12 protein-coding genes and 1 tRNA gene are annotated in these 14647 nt (G+C 45.5%); 11 read left to right on the plus strand and 2 right to left on the minus strand.

Translation table 11 applies throughout. The features are described 5' to 3' along the window. Positions 1-763 precede the first annotated feature (763 nt). From ACTNB2_RS02850 to ACTNB2_RS02895, 10 genes are all read left to right on the plus strand, one after another. Entirely contained in the window at positions 764-1762 is a 999-nt protein-coding gene (locus ACTNB2_RS02850) for a hypothetical protein (protein WP_441045702.1), read from the plus strand. A gap of 70 nt (positions 1763-1832) precedes the next feature. Further along, positions 1833-2930: an acyltransferase gene (locus ACTNB2_RS02855; protein WP_441044722.1), complete on the plus strand. Its 1098-nt coding sequence runs from the start codon at positions 1833-1835 to the stop codon at positions 2928-2930. Continuing rightward, positions 2927-4534, plus strand: coding sequence for a hypothetical protein (locus ACTNB2_RS02860; RefSeq protein WP_441045704.1), 1608 nt, complete (start codon positions 2927-2929; stop codon positions 4532-4534). Before ACTNB2_RS02855 ends, ACTNB2_RS02860 begins: the two co-directional genes overlap by 4 nt. A gap of 398 nt (positions 4535-4932) precedes the next feature. Continuing rightward, entirely contained in the window at positions 4933-6630 is a 1698-nt protein-coding gene (locus ACTNB2_RS02865) for a glycosyltransferase (RefSeq protein WP_441044724.1), read from the plus strand. Further along, positions 6620-7537, plus strand: a complete 918-nt coding sequence (locus ACTNB2_RS02870) for a glycosyltransferase family 2 protein (protein WP_441044725.1) — start codon at positions 6620-6622, stop codon at positions 7535-7537. The genes ACTNB2_RS02865 and ACTNB2_RS02870 overlap by 11 nt, the downstream gene beginning before the upstream one ends. Before the next feature lie 165 nt (positions 7538-7702). Further along, positions 7703-8539 carry an ABC transporter permease gene (locus ACTNB2_RS02875; protein WP_441045706.1) on the plus strand — a complete coding sequence of 279 codons (837 nt, stop codon included), beginning with the start codon at positions 7703-7705 and terminating at the stop codon, positions 8537-8539. 9 nt (positions 8540-8548) lie between these two features. Beyond that, on the plus strand, positions 8549-9316 hold the full coding sequence (locus ACTNB2_RS02880) for an ABC transporter ATP-binding protein (protein WP_441044727.1): 768 nt from the start codon (positions 8549-8551) through the stop codon (positions 9314-9316). Positions 9317-9334: 18 nt separating this feature from the next. Then, positions 9335-9408 (plus strand) — tRNA-Arg (locus ACTNB2_RS02885). A gap of 57 nt (positions 9409-9465) precedes the next feature. Then, on the plus strand, positions 9466-10629 hold the full coding sequence (locus ACTNB2_RS02890) for a glycosyltransferase family 2 protein (protein ID WP_441044728.1): 1164 nt from the start codon (positions 9466-9468) through the stop codon (positions 10627-10629). Positions 10630-10843: 214 nt separating this feature from the next. Further along, the gene (locus tag ACTNB2_RS02895; protein WP_441044730.1) at positions 10844-11095 is read left to right on the plus strand and encodes a hypothetical protein; all 252 of its coding nucleotides are present in this window, start codon (positions 10844-10846) and stop codon (positions 11093-11095) included. A gap of 125 nt (positions 11096-11220) precedes the next feature. On the opposite strand, the gene ACTNB2_RS02900 is transcribed toward ACTNB2_RS02895, so the two are convergent. Together ACTNB2_RS02900 and ACTNB2_RS02905 are read right to left on the minus strand one after the other, a co-directional pair. Then, on the minus strand, positions 11221-12399 hold the full coding sequence (locus ACTNB2_RS02900; RefSeq protein ID WP_441044731.1) for a nucleotide sugar dehydrogenase: 1179 nt from the start codon (positions 12397-12399) through the stop codon (positions 11221-11223). A 177-nt stretch (positions 12400-12576) separates the two neighbouring features. After that, positions 12577-13509, minus strand: a complete 933-nt coding sequence (locus tag ACTNB2_RS02905) for a glycosyltransferase family 2 protein (RefSeq protein WP_441044732.1) — start codon at positions 13507-13509, stop codon at positions 12577-12579. A gap of 262 nt (positions 13510-13771) precedes the next feature. Between ACTNB2_RS02905 and ACTNB2_RS02910 the strand changes: the two genes are divergently transcribed. Beyond that, positions 13772-14263 (plus strand): helix-turn-helix domain-containing protein, encoded by a 492-nt coding sequence (locus tag ACTNB2_RS02910; protein ID WP_441044733.1) that lies wholly within the window; start codon positions 13772-13774, stop codon positions 14261-14263. The last annotated feature ends 384 nt before the right edge of the window (positions 14264-14647 follow it).

Below are 14647 nucleotides of genomic sequence, written 5' to 3' on the forward strand. Positions count from 1 at the left end.
TAAAAATACAATTTGCCTTCGATATCAAAAACTGCTTGTAAGTATTGTTCTGCTGGCTCAATTTTTAATCTTGCTTTATCCGCTTCTTGGGCCCTTGACCGTTGGTTATGATCTTTATTTCCATTTATATAGAATTCAAGGCATACATGACGGGCTAATTCAGGGGGATTTTCCTGTAAGAATTAATACTGCCTTTATGAACGGGTATGGCTACCCTGTCGGTTTATGTTATGGGGACATATTTCTTTATTTGCCAGCTATATTCGAAATAATGGGACTATCGCTAACTCAGTCATACAAATTATTCCTGATCATCTTTAATTTGTTTGTATTGGGGACATCGTACTATTGTTTCAAAAGGATTTCCGGTTCTTCAATTATCGGAGTTCTTTGTTGCTCGCTTTGGGTGCTGGCCCCATACAGACTTGTTTGTGTATATCTCCGAGCTTCGGTAGGGGAGTTTCTGGCGCAAGGATTTCTGCCCATATTGCTATACTCTTCGTTGCAGGTGTTTGGACTAATTGATTCCAGGAATCGATTAATTTCGCTTGCATTAATCTCAGTCTCTATTTTTTCTATAATATGTTCGCATATTATTAGTCTAATCCTATTTCTTGTTACGTTCAGCCCAATAATTCTTATCGTAATCTTCAGCTACGGTACCAAAAAAAATACTGCTCTGTTTTTAGGCTCTGTATTATTTGGCTGTTTACTCGCCTTGTATTTCATTGTTCCATTTCTTGATATATATAAAAACGGCAATTTGGTCGTTACGAATATTACATTGATTGACAAAATAAACACTGCATCCTGGAATGCGACATATTTGCCGCAACTATTTCAATTGTTCCCAAGGTTAACAGGCGGTAGTGTGGCGGGTGTTCCCGTATCAACTGAAATACCGCAGACCCTTGGTTTTCCCATCATATTTGCCTGTTTGGTACTTGGGTATTTAATTAGAAGTGGTGGAGAAGAAACATCAGGAATTAGTAAAGCCGTGCTAATCTCTGCTTTATTAGGCTGCTTGTTGTGTACCAATTGTTTTCCGTGGTGGAGGTATGATCTTCCAATAATTGGTCGTATTGTTTCATGCCTCTCGAGCATTCAGTTTCCTTGGCGTTTTCTCGGTGGCGCTTCCTTTTTGCTGGCTTCATATATTGGCTTTCTGTTTAAGGATTCTCGACAAAAGCGACGTCTTATTGATATTGGTATTGTTCTGGTACTTGTTTCGTTGTTTACGAGCGTGTATTCAATTTCATCTCTTAAGGAAGATAACGCCAGTATCAGCTTTTCAAAGTTGGAAGAGTGTCCAGACAAATTTGGATTTATGAACGGCGAGTATTTACCAAATGATATTGAATTATACGATTACGATATTTCTAGGTTTACGGGTTTAGTTGATTCAGATATTTGTAAAACGTATAAGGCAACCAATAAATCTATATCGCTTTCAGTCGATGCTCATGATGGCTCTTCAATTGTAATTCCCCGTCTCTATTATAAGTATTATTCAGTTGATAATGCGAGCGCCAGGAAGGTTACTTGTCTTTCTGACGATCGCGGTCTTGTAAAGTTGACATTCTTCGACACATATAAGGGACCGGTTGATATCTCCTTCAAGTATCCTAAGTTATGGGTGATTGCTGATTCGGTATCGACGGTATGTTTCATTGGTTTGTTTATAGTGCTTTTGGTTTATGGTTTTTTTAAGGCAGTTATGCGTCGTTCAACTGATGGGCACGCTGACTGTGGGCGAGCTTAGGCAAGAACGTCCTAAAGGATGAACTTGAAATCTCATTTCAAATGTTGGGGAATTTGGGAGTAATAGCATTATGAATAAAAGGCTAGTTGCACTCGATGTGATTCGCGTGACGGCAATTTTGTTGGTGATAACAATTCATTCTGCTTCTTTTTTTTTCAGTGGCAGTAAATTGCTAGTTTTTAATGCTTTGGGCACTATTGGTGTCCCATTATTCGTAATTCTGTCCGGTTATTTAATGCTCGATAGAGATTTTAATGGTCCATATTTAAATAAGTTTATTAATCGTAATTTGTTGCCATTGGCCATTGCCTATATCCTCTGGGTAATAATTTGGTATGTCTTATCCAAGTTATTCGGTTTTCTTCCAATTGGTTTGGCTCCGCAAGGTATGCAATATACAATTACAGAGGCATTGTTTTTGAACCCGACAAATAATGGGTTATGGTATTTACCGATGTTAATAGCCTTATATTTGGGTACCCCTATTGTTTCGATATTTCTGCACCGGCGAGAAGATGCTGATTGCACGGATTGTTATTCTAGACTTATCGGTTTACTTATTGTCGCATTTGGTGTCGTTGTTCCAACCGTTAGTACGATCCTTCGAATTCTCCAGAGTGAGATTCAATTAAATCCTGTATTTTGCTTTAATATTTTTAGTGCAGATGTGTGGGGGTATTCTGTCTGGATTTTCTATTACCTTGCTGGGTATTTCATTAAAAAATATCATCAGCGTCGTCTTTTGCCTTCCAAAGGTGCTTCATTTAGTTGTATGTCGATCAGCCTTTTCTTGTTAATTGTTTGGCATTTTATTAAATCTGTGCATGGAATTCAGTTCGAAGTTGAATATTCAAACATTTTTGTTGCCTTAGCGTCTATGTCTCTGTTTATATTTATTCTGGAAATTGATTTTTCTAAGGGTAATGAAATCTGCAAGGTTATTAATAAACAGGTCGAATTTTTATCAAGGCAATCTTTCGGAATCTATACTGTCCATTTTTGGGTTATCGCGCTTTTGGGTCCGGTGGTTCAAAGATTATTTAGCGGATTCTTATGCTACCTAGTGTTTTTCAGTACTGTGCTTTTTGTCTCTATCATTGTTTGTGAGATTATTTCTTTATCTAAGTATCTTTCGAAATACTTGCTTTTAACTAAACCGAAGGAATGAGTCTATTGTTAAGGTGTAAACTGGCTAAAATGTTCTCTGGAGTTGCACTATATGTATCGCTTCTCTGGCTAGTGTGCTTTATTTTATATGGAATTGGTTTTCAAATTTCCTCTTCCATTTTATCCGGATCCAAAGCCGCTTCGATAATAATGTACTTCATTCCGTTGCTAGTTTTATGTGCTTTCTTTTTTGGATATTCCTTTCGCATGTGGCTACATCGTTTGGTTTCTGTCTTAATTCATAATAAAAAAACCGTTGTATTCTGCCTCCTTGTTCTTCAGATATTCGTTATTGTGTCTTTTGGATCCGTTGGGCTTGGCGCCGATCAGGAATGCATTAAAGCTGCAGCCCAGAACCCACGTGAATTTTCAGATTATTTGACACGTTGCCCGAACAATCTATTGATTTCTTTTATTTATTGGGTGGTTGTGCAGACCATTTCCAAAGTTTTTGGTGTTGGTTTCGCACAAGGTGTTCTTCAGATCCTGAATGCCATATTGATTGATTTGTCTGGCTATTTTCTCTATAAAGGTATAGCAAAGGTTAATCAGCCGGCTGGCAATTGTTTTTTTCTTCTGTACTATGGTCTATTTAGCATTACCGGATATTTGGTCATTGTTTATTCAGATATATATGCACTCTTTTTTTCATCAGTCTGTATTTACTTCATAATCGATGTTTGCCTTAGCGCCTGCAATAATCCGAGTTGTGATAAATTAACACAGCGTAAATCTCTTATTTCTTTAGTTTTATTAGGGTTGTTCACTGCATTTTCGTATGAGATGAAACCGTCTTCATCCATCGTTTCATTAGCTGCTATTTTTTGCTTGCTCATTTTTGGCATCAATTATTTTGGATTTAAAAGGACTCTTCTGTATTTACTAATTAGCTTTATTGGTTTCATTGTGGGTTTCTGCCTCGTGCGCTTTTTTATTAACTGTGTAATGCAGGCAAACTATTCGCCTGGCCATGCATATCCGATGTCACATTTTGTTGCAATGGGATTGACTGATCGTGGTGGATTTAATTACGCGGACCGTCTGGAAATGACCTCCTTGGGAAGCTATAAAGCAATGGACGATAGGGCCAAGGCTTTAATTGTTGAGCGTCTCGTTTCCTATGGCCCAGGGGGATTTCTTGCATTCCTGTTGAGGAAATTTGCATATACCTTTTGCGACCCTTCTTTTTCTTTCGGTCAATTTGATTCGTTAGTAATTTATAACGGTAGTGTATTCGGATTTAGTGCCGAGGGCGTTTTGGACGCAAGGCTTTTTTCTATTGTTAGGAATTTGTTTACGCCTGGTACGGCTTTGAATTTCTGCGTTTATGTTCTTCAGTCTATTCTTTATTTAATTGTTATCGCTGGCCTTGTTTCTTTTTTTAAAAGCATGTTTTGTTTTAGTGAAGACACGACTAGTGATTCTAAAGTGCGCTTTGTCCATTTAGTTCTATTGTTTTCTTTTCTAGGCTCTATTCTCTTTCTTCTATTATTTGAGTCCGGCAGGGGTAAGTATTTAATTCAATTTCTCCCCATTTATTTTGTTATTGCTTCTTTCGGTGTTTCCAGAATTGTTTCAGGTTTTCGCTTAATGGACAGTCGTTGAACTAATGGTTGACTTCCGATCTGAGCCTAGCGCATTGAGCGAATACCCCATTCCGTAGTTGCCTTGTCGTCCTCGTAGCCCTTCTCAGGTCGTGAGGACGATACTTTTCGGTCTAATGAACGTTAGGGGGGCAGTTTGGGACCCGGCAAGTCGATTTGCGCCCCGCCGGCGACCGGCCCGCTCGCCGGGCTCAACGAGGTCGGATAAAGAATCTGCCACTCAGGGCGGTGTGGGCGACCTATAAGCGGAAAAGTGGGGCCCAGCTTCGATCTCGAACGGGAGCAAGCGCGAGGTAATAGCTTTTTCAGGGTTATTGAAATAGCTTTACCGCGATTGAGTAATAAACTTGATATTATCCCAATAAGTTCGATTTATAGAAATAGTCCAAAGGTTGTTTGATGAATCAGAGATTATATAGCCTAGCTCAGGAATCGTTTGATCATTCCATAGTAACTGAGCGAATCAGGCGTTTAATTATCTCCTCAATGGAATACAACGCACTCATGAGTCCTGGTCGATCTATTGAGTATCGAATCTACATGGGGGAGAAATGGCAGTACCCCTGCCTAACTGATTTTTCAACGCTTAACGGCGGTCTTACGGATGCTGAGGGCCTGAGGCCATTTTATAGTGCTAAAGTTACTTCGCTTGTTAAATCTCAGTCAAAATTCTCCCCTCATTTTTTTGGAGGGGTTGAACAGATTGTCGATCGAAATATTCGCTATGTTTTAATTACACCTGACGACGCTACCGATGCTGACGTTGAGATGCATAACCCTCTTTCGAAGAAGCAGAAGCTTTATCGCAATCTCGAAGCGTGCTGCCCGGTTGCTTTTGACGATATTCGTGAAATTCAGCGACAGCGTCGTTGGAATAGGGGATTGGGTCCTGTTGATCAATTTGAGGCTCCAGATTTAGCGAAGATTAATCAAGAGCAGACTACTCACCATCCCTATCTAGAGATTACCCCCGGAGCCGTTAGGCTCGGGGCTGAGAGAGCCGTCATTATCGGTATGCATTGGCTTCAGGCCGGCGGCGCTGAGCGCTGGGCTGTTGAGACGGTGCGCCTTGTTCGCGAGGCGGGCATGCTGCCTATCGTCATAACGGATCGACCCAGCCATCAGCCTTGGATCGATAGGCCGGAGTTCAAAGATGCCTTGGTACTGTGCCTTACGTTTCCTATTCAGGAGCGTCCAGGCGATGAGCCTTTACTTCGCTCGCTTGTTGAACAATTCGATATTAGGGGCGTCCTCGTTCACCACTGCCAATGGCTTTATGATCGTCTGTGGTGGATTAAAAAGTATCGTCCCAATGCGACCGTAGTTGATTCACTGCATATTGTTGAATATCCCTATGGTGGTGGTTATCCCAATCAGGCCGTTAGTCGTGATGCGTTCATTGATTTACATCATGTGATTTCTCCCCAGCTTGTATCTTGGCTTGTTGATTCTCATGGGGTTGATGCTAATAAGGTTGTAGACGCTCCGCTTGTTGGGCTTACTGCTGACAGGGCTGTTAAGGCATGCAAGGAATCTGTGTCTAGGGGTAAACTCACTGTTTGCTTCGTCGGCAGGATCTCTCGTCAGAAAAGGCCCGAAGCATTTGTCCTTCTTGCCAAGAAGCTCGATAAGTGTGCTCCTGGTCGTTTTAGGTTTATCATGCATGGCAACGGTGATTTGGACCCTATGGTAGACAAGATCATTGCTCGTCATGGACTCTCCGAACTAATCGAACGGAGAGGGATGCAGATTCCTGTTGATAAGACGTATTCCGATTCTGATGTCCTCGTAGTTTCTGCCATTAATGAAGGAATAACTTTGACGACGATTGAGTCGCTCAGTGCTGGACTGCCTGTTGTCTCAACTGATGTGGGTTCTCAGAACACGCTTATTCCAACTGAGGCTTTAACTCCACGGTCCACCCGCGATTTCATTAAGTGCGCATCGGGTATTCTTTTGAAGATGCTCGAGAACTGCGATTTCCGTAAATCCGTCTGGCAATCTGAGATGGATAGGCTTGTGGAGTTTTCAAAGCTAAAAAATGCCAACACCCTCTTTTCTGAGATTCTGACCAAGTGGAGTGATGATGAGCAATAGCCCTACTGTTACCGCAGTTGTAGTGACATATAACCGTCTCGACAAGTTGAAGAATGTTCTTTCTGCCCTTGAGGATCAGACGCTTCCTCCCAGTGAGCTCGTTGTTGTCGATAACGCCTCGACTGACGGCACCGGTGATTTCCTGGCTTCATATGCATCTGAGCAGCACGGTGGCATGTCCGTTAAGGTAATTTCTTGCGCGGAGAATCTTGGCGGAGCCGGTGGTTTTTCCACCGGAATGAAATCTGGTTACGATAGCGGTTCTGATTTTGTTTGGATTTTTGACGATGATGGCTATCCCGAGCCCGACGCCTTAGAGAAGCTGATTCAAGGCTATAACGGCGCCGTTGATGAGCTTGGTCCCGATGTCCCATACGCTTGCTCGGTTGTAAAGTTTATTGATGGTTCTATTTGCGAGATGAACAATCCTGTGCCCACTTGGGATTGGGGTCGATTGCTCGCAAAGGGGCAAAACTCTGTCATGGTCACCTCCTGCTCGTTTGTTTCGGTGCTGATTCCACGTTGGGTTATCGAATCTTTCGGCCTGCCTTTTAAGGAATATTTTATTTGGTTTGATGATGCCGAGTACACGCTTCGCATTACTAAGACCTGCCCCGGTATTCAGGTGCTTGACAGCGTGATTATTCATGACATGGCATCTAATAAGGGCGTCAATTTCTCGATGATTGATGAAAAGAATGCGTGGAAATTCTCTTACGGCATTCGTAATCAGGCATCGTATAGGCTCCACCATGAAGGCAAGGCTGCTTATTTGTTGTTTTGTGCCCAGGTTTGCCGCAGCATGAAAGCCGGAGGAGTGGATAAGAAGCTACGGCGTCAGATGCGTAAAAAGATGCGTGAAGCAATTAGGTTTAATCCTAAAATTGATTACCCTCAGTCAATGTAGTTGGCCCTGTGAGTTGATTGGTTTTTTGGCTCGTCATCTATATGGCGAGCCTTTTTACTGTTGGTATTTACTGGATTGCATGATGCGCGATGGAGAGCTTCGCTCTTACGGGTATTATTACTCATAAATTATTGTTGATATTGGAATTGGACGGCGGAGCTGTTAATGATATCTAAAAGCGATCAGGGAATGATTGTTTCGTCTCATGCGAAAAATGAGGTAGAGAAGGATCGATTTATTCTCAAGCAGCTGGTTACCAAGGATTTTAAGATTAAATATAGGCGGAGTTTTTTGGGCGTTGCTTGGTCCGTTTTGAATCCGCTGCTCATGATGATTGTTATGGCCGTTGTCTTTTCGACCATCTTTGCCCAGGGGCGAAATGGTGCAGTGAGCCCCGAGCTTTACCCGCTGTATCTTATTGTGGGTAATGTTACTTTCTCTGTAATGTCGGAATCCACCAACCAAGCCCTCATGTCCATCATCTGGGCGTCATCGCTGCTTAAAAAAGTAAAAGTCCATCGATGGGTTTTCCCCGTTCAAAAGGTGCTCTTTTCGCTTGTTAACTTCGGTTTCTCCCTTATTGCCGTTGCCATTGTTATGATCTGGTTCCATGTTGTTCCGACTTGGCATTTAATTCTGCTGCCTGTCTGTCTCTTCCTTCTCATGCTGTTTTGCATGGGGTTAGGTATGATGCTTTCGGCTCTAACCGTATTTTTCCGCGACATCATGCACTTGTGGAGTGTTGTGATTACTGCATGGACCTATCTCACTCCTATTTTTTGGACAACTGACTTTATCGGTCAGATGCCACATGCTGTTCGTATCATCATGTACGCGAATCCCATGTATAACTACATTCAGTTTATGCGCGATATTTTCTTGTTCCAGACCACTCCGACGTTTTTCACAGTTGGTATGTGCGTAGCTTGGGCAGTTGTTGCCCTTGTATTGGGATACGTCGTATTCCATAAGTCAGAGCACAAGTTTATTCTCTATATCTAAGGATTGACCATGCCTTTTTCTGTTAAGGACTACAGGGATCAGCCTCTCGCCGTTGAAGTCAAAGACGTAACCATGATTTTCAATATGGCCTCAGAGTCTCTCACTAATCTCAAAGAGTATTTTATTAAGCTTGCAAAGCATCAGCTCTTTTTTGAAGAGTTTCGAGCCCTAAAGCATATTTCTTTTGATATTCATCGAGGCGAAGTTGTAGGTCTCGTTGGTACAAACGGATCCGGCAAGTCAACCATGCTTAAGATTATTGCCGGCGTACTCGAGCCTTCTGAAGGCGAGGTAAAGGTTCATGGCAACATCGCACCATTGATTGAGCTTGGTGCAGGCTTTGATGCCGAGCTCACTGCCCGTGAAAATATTTATCTCAATGGCGCACTTTTAGGCTATACAAAAGAGTTCATTGATGCCAATTTCGACGGCATAATTGAGTTTGCCGAGCTTCAAGATTTTGTTGACATGCCCTTGAAGAACTTCTCTTCGGGTATGGTCGCGCGTATCGCCTTTGCTATTGCCACGATTACCGAGCCCGATATTCTAATCGTCGATGAGACGCTCTCTGTCGGCGATGTATTCTTCCAAGAAAAATGCGAGCGTCGTATTCAGCATTTTATTGAGTCTGGTGACGTTACCGTCCTTTTCGTTTCTCATTCTATGGAGCAGGTTGAGCGTATTTGCCAGCGTGCCGTGTGGATTGAGAAGGGTGATCTTAGGATGGATGGTCCCGTGGATGATGTTTGCAAAGCATATCGAGATCAGTTCAATTAGGGTATACTTTCATTATTTGCTCCATTAGCTCAGTTGGATAGAGCAGGGGACTTCTAATCCCAAGGTCGTCGGTTCGAATCCGCCATGGAGCACCTTAAATTTAGTTTGGCCGTCTGCTATTATGCGACGGCCTTTTCTTAGGGGTATCGATGGTTCGGGTTTCCGTTATTATTCCCGCATACAATGCTCATGAGTACATTGGTGAGTGTTTGAATAGTGTCCTTGCCCAAACGCTTTCGGATATTGAGATTCTTGTGGTTGATGACGGTTCAACTGATGACACTCTTTCATGCGTTCAGGCGTTTGCTGCTACCGATAGTCGTATTAAGGTGTTTTCCCAGCAAAATCAATATGCGGGTGTTGCTAGAAATAAGGGTATTTCGGAAGCTTCTGGTCAGTTTCTTTATTTTCTAGATGCGGATGACTGGATTGAGCCCGATGCTCTTCGGGTTATGGTTGATTCCGCCAACAAACACGGTAGCGATATCGTGATAGCTCGTTCTGAAGCTTTTGATAATCGAGACGGAAATGCCTGGCTGCTCGGTTATGCCCTGAATGGGGTTCCTTATAATACCGTTTTAAAGCCTTCCGTTTATGCCGACCATCTATTTCAATACTTTATGGGTTGGCCTTGGGATAAATTATATCGTACTGACTTTGTGACGCGGGAACAGCTTCAGTTTCAGAGTTTGCGCACCACCAATGATGCTTATTTTGTATTCTGCTCTCTTGCGCTTGCTTCGTCTGTTTCATGTTGCGACAAAATTCTCTTTCATCATCGTGTTAATAATCCAAAGTCGCTTGAGGGCTCTCGTTCCAAGAGCTGGCATTGTGCAATTGAGGCAATGAGGAGTATTGATAATAAGCTCAAAGCCTTGGATTTGTATCCAGCCTTAAGGCAGAGCTTTTGCAACTGGGTAATGAATTACTCGTATTGGAGCGTTTCTACGCTGCCCACTGATATTGCAGATGCATATCTTAGAGAGTTGGTTGGTATAACTGCCGATATGCCCTTAGATATAAATTATTATCCTGGTTTACACGAGAGACTTTTTAGGGAGTTCTTTAATAAGAGTAAATCTGAACTGTTAATTTCAAGCGTTGTTGCGAACGAAGCCTTGTCTGAGGCTAACCATTCCCTTGATGAATCAAAATGGGCGATTGAGGATAAGGACCGTGAGATCGCAAGTCTTCAAAATGCCTTGGCTGAGGCTGAGCGCAGGGCTGATTCGGTTTATCAAAGTCATTCTTATCGATTGGGTAATTTTTTTATGAAGCCCCTTCGTTTCATTAAGGATTATTTCGTCGACTAAAATGACGTTCCTATTTTAGGTGTTAAGTTGGTGTTATCGCTCTTGTCCGTACCGTTCATTTCCAAGCAAATGGTATCGCTCCCGCCATTGCTCGTTCCAGGTCAACTAAGCTGGTTTATATACGATCCCTAGCTATTCTGCTTGTGGTCATTTGTCATTGTAATGAACGATTGTTTGGCCAGATAGCGGCTCCACAGCTGAGAATCACACGATCATGTTCAACTTTTTTGCACTTGGTCGTATGGGCGTACCGCTGTCTTTGTTTTTAACTGGGAGTCTTGTTCTTTCAAAATTGGTTAAGGGCTACGACAACATTGCTTCGTTTTATAAGCGTAAGCTGCTTCCATTGGTTGTTTCTGCGGTTCTTTGTACGGCCTTTTATTATGTTCGAGCCATTCTTATTCTCGAGCAACCGTTTGATAACGGTTTGGTGAATCTGCTGCCAATAGCCTTTCAGAGGTTATGAATATGCAGATCAAGTAGCCTACCTGTGTTTTAATGCATAAAGCGAAGGGGTCCTTTTAGGGTCCCTTCGCTTTATATTTCGGATTTGCATGCCACTGATAACTAGCAATCGTAGATGGCAAGGCGTCAGTCCCTCTGCCAGAGGTCTCGCGTGTAAACCTTGTTTGTCACATCGTCGAGAACGCTGTCGTAGCGATTGGCGATGATCACGTCGCTTGCGTGCTTAAATAAGACGAGATCGTTGACGACGCGGCAACCTTGGAGTGTATCGAGGGAACTGGAGGGTTCGTAAACGATGACCTCGACTCCGTGAGTCCTAAGCTTGTCGATTACATCGAGTGTCGAACTCTGCCTGAAGTTGTCCGAACCGCTCTTCATGGTGAGGCGGAATGCGCCGACGACCTTCGGCTGCATCGCCAGAACTTGATCGACGATAAACTGCTTTCGCGTGCTGTTGGAATCGACGATGGCGCGAATCAGGTTTTGGGGGACGTCTTGGAAGTTGGCGAGGAGCTGCTTGGAATCCTTGGGCAGGCAGTACCCGCCGTAGCCGAAGCTGGGGTTGTTGTAGTGGGTCCCGATGCGCGGGTCCAGGCAGACTCCCTGGATGATATCGCGCGTGTTGAGGCCCTTGCTCTTGGCATAGGTGTCGAGCTCGTTGAAGTACGAAACCCTCAGCGCCAGATATGTGTTGGCAAAGAGCTTGATGGCCTCGGCCTCCGTTGAGCCTGTTACAAGGATTTCCGTTCCTGTATCCTCGGAGGCTTCGTCCAAAAGGCCAACGAAGGTCCGAGCCACCTTTCGGTCGGCATCTTTTGTAATGCCGGCGACAATGCGGCTGGGATGCAGGTTGTCCTCCAGCGCATGACCCTCGCGCAAAAACTCGGGGGAGAAGATGATCTGGAGCTCGGGGTATTTGGCACTGATATCCCTGGTGTAGCCAACAGGGATAGTGGATTTAATAACAACAACAGCGCACGGGTTGATTTCTTTGACCAGATCCAGGACGCTCTCGATGCTTGAAGTGTCGAAGTAATGCGTGACATCGTCATAGTTGGTCGGCGTAGCTATGACGATGTAATCAGCTATTGCATATGCTTTATTTACATCGGTGGTTGCGCATAGCGAAGTCGGACGATCTGCCAGATATGCTTCGATGAATGCATCCTTGATGGGGGAGATGCCGTTGTTGATGTCGGCTACTCTGCTCTCGTTAATGTCGATGGCAATGACATCGTTATGTTTAGAAAGCAGACAGGCGAGTGAAAGGCCTACGTAGCCAAGACCTGCGACGGCAATATTCATGGGTGCCTCCCGGCAAGATTAACGCTCTTAGACTGGTAAAAGCTGTCATTCATAAGACATCGCGGCGTCGAGGTTGAAGCTACTTGTACCGGTTGTCGATGGCAACCCTTTCGGTCTTAAAGAGGCTGGTTCTAATTAAATTAAATATAGCGGATATTCATTCGGCTGGTCGTGCTATTAATTGCCCGTGCTCTCCTCATACACCCTGAGTTCCCACTGTTTCCGCTCCACTTTCGCCACGGAGTCCAGGATAAAGCCCGTGGCGAGTGAGAGTCCGCACAGGAACATGAACGCCGCTGCGAGAACCGCGGTAGGGAAGCGAGGCACGAGACCGGTGGCAAAGTACTCCGTAACGATGGGGATGCCTAAAGCGAGACCAATAACTGCAAAGATGAGCGCAACAAGCGAGAAGAACTTAAGCGGGCGGTAGTCTTTAAAGAGGGTTCCAATCATGGCGATCACTCGAATACCGTCGCTTACGGTATTGAGCTTGGACTCCGAACCGGCTGGACGGTCGCGATACTCGATGGGGACATCCTTAATGCGCCAGCGATGGTCGACGGCGTGGATGGACAGCTCTGTCTCAATCTGGAAGCCTTCAGAGAGTACCGGGAACGTCTTGACGAAGGGCTTGCTCATGGCGCGGTAGCCAGTCATGACATCGTCGAAGCTGTAGCCGTAGATCCATTTAATCATGCAGCGTACGAGGTTGTTGCCAAAGCCGTGGAAGGCGCGCTTGTTCTCCTCGGTGTATGTACCGTTGGAAAGTCGATCGCCTACGGTCATATCCGCTTCGCCGGCAAGGATGGGGTCGCACAGCGCGCGCGCCGACTCAGCCGGATAGGTGTCGTCTCCATCGACCATGAGGTAACAATCGGCCTCAATGTCGCGGAACATTTGGCGACAAACATTGCCCTTGCCTTGGCGAGGCTCTAACTTTACGGTTGCCCCGTGTTCGCGTGCGATTTGAGCAGTGCCGTCCGTCGAGTTGTTGTCGTAGACATAGACAGTGCCCTCGGGCAGTTCGCGATGAAAATCATCCACCACTTTGGCGATGGTTAGTGCTTCGTTGTAGCAAGGGATGATAACGGCGATTTTCTTAGAATTCACGTTGATCTCCAGTGTCTGGTTATTGCCGTTAGAAGTATAGTCGTTAGATTATTGCATTGGTTTTAAAGGGCTGAAAACCAGAGGGGACACATGTGTCTGCCGTGATATTGTTTAAACATGAGCTGTAAGACATGGGGGTGACTTGCAGCCCGTTTTCTCACATGGAAATGGCGCGTTTCGATCGCTCCATAAATAGGCCCGGCACAGAAAAGAACTGAGCTGTCTCCCATTTCTTGGACATGAGAAATGGGAGGCTTTCTTTATGCGCGTTGATTTGAGGGTGAAGCATGATGTCGAGGCCAGGAAGGCGGCCATAGGGCTCTTCGAACTCGGGCACGGGTATAAATCTGCCGCGGTTGCCCTTTCGCTTCCCGCGGAAGCCGTGAGAAGATGGCAGGAGATATACCGCGCATTCGGGAGTGAGGTGCTGCTGAGCATGGACGGAAAGCAGGGCAGGTACACATACGAGCAGAAGGTCGCCGCCGCCTCCGCCGTCGTCGACGGCGGCATGACGAAGGCCGAGGCGATGGCGGCGTTCGGCATAATGTCGATGTCGCCGCTCAAGAAGTGGTGCGCGCTATACCGCCGGGGCGGCGCGGAGGCCCTGCGCCCGAGGCCCAAGGGCCGGCCGAGCGGTTCCAGGGCGAGGCCGCGGACCCGCGAGGAGGAGCTCGAGGAGCGGTGCCGTAGGCTCGAGGCCGAGGTGGCCTACCTAAAAAAATTACGCGCCCTGATCGAGAGGGACGGACTCTGACCAGGGCGAAGGCCGAAGCGGTCGCGGCCCTGCGCGCCGAGGGGCACGCGCTCGGGCACCTGCTCGCATGCGCCGAGCTCAAGCGGTCGACCTACTACTACGCCCTCGCGCACCCGCCGAGGCCCACGCGCCCCGAGCTCCGGGAGGCGTGTGTTTCGTCAAGAGGATTTGAGCAAAAAGAGCATCGGAAATTGAGCAGCCTGAGCATCGGAAGCGCGCACGCTTTTTGAGCGGCTAGCCCTCCTGCATGAGGGCATGGCGGACGCGGTAGGATGTTTAGGGCAATCTGATTGTTGCTAGTGCGGCACCCATTCTTTTCATCTACGGAAACGAAAAATTTCAGAAAAGGCAAAGGCATGCCGACCAGCTAGGCCTACCGTTGCA

It is taken from the genome of Collinsella sp. HCP28S3_G2 (assembly GCF_052065125.1).
Classification (GTDB): domain Bacteria; phylum Actinomycetota; class Coriobacteriia; order Coriobacteriales; family Coriobacteriaceae; genus Collinsella.

Bases quoted from the DNA above. Each gene is read 5' to 3' on its own strand.
- ACTNB2_RS02890 (WP_441044728.1), top strand. From the start codon at position 9,466: ATGGTTCGGGTTTCCGTTATTATTCCCGCATACAATGCTCATGAGTAC.
- ACTNB2_RS02870 (WP_441044725.1), top strand. From the start codon at position 6,620: ATGAGCAATAGCCCTACTGTTACCGCAGTTGTAGTGACATATAACCGT.
- ACTNB2_RS02910 (WP_441044733.1), top strand. From the start codon at position 13,772: ATGCGCGTTGATTTGAGGGTGAAGCATGATGTCGAGGCCAGGAAGGCG.
- ACTNB2_RS02865 (WP_441044724.1), top strand. From the start codon at position 4,933: ATGAATCAGAGATTATATAGCCTAGCTCAGGAATCGTTTGATCATTCC.
- ACTNB2_RS02900 (WP_441044731.1), bottom strand. From the start codon at position 12,399: ATGAATATTGCCGTCGCAGGTCTTGGCTACGTAGGCCTTTCACTCGCC.
- ACTNB2_RS02895 (WP_441044730.1), top strand. From the start codon at position 10,844: ATGTTCAACTTTTTTGCACTTGGTCGTATGGGCGTACCGCTGTCTTTG.
- ACTNB2_RS02855 (WP_441044722.1), top strand. From the start codon at position 1,833: ATGAATAAAAGGCTAGTTGCACTCGATGTGATTCGCGTGACGGCAATT.
- ACTNB2_RS02875 (WP_441045706.1), top strand. From the start codon at position 7,703: ATGATATCTAAAAGCGATCAGGGAATGATTGTTTCGTCTCATGCGAAA.
- ACTNB2_RS02880 (WP_441044727.1), top strand. From the start codon at position 8,549: ATGCCTTTTTCTGTTAAGGACTACAGGGATCAGCCTCTCGCCGTTGAA.
- ACTNB2_RS02860 (WP_441045704.1), top strand. From the start codon at position 2,927: ATGAGTCTATTGTTAAGGTGTAAACTGGCTAAAATGTTCTCTGGAGTT.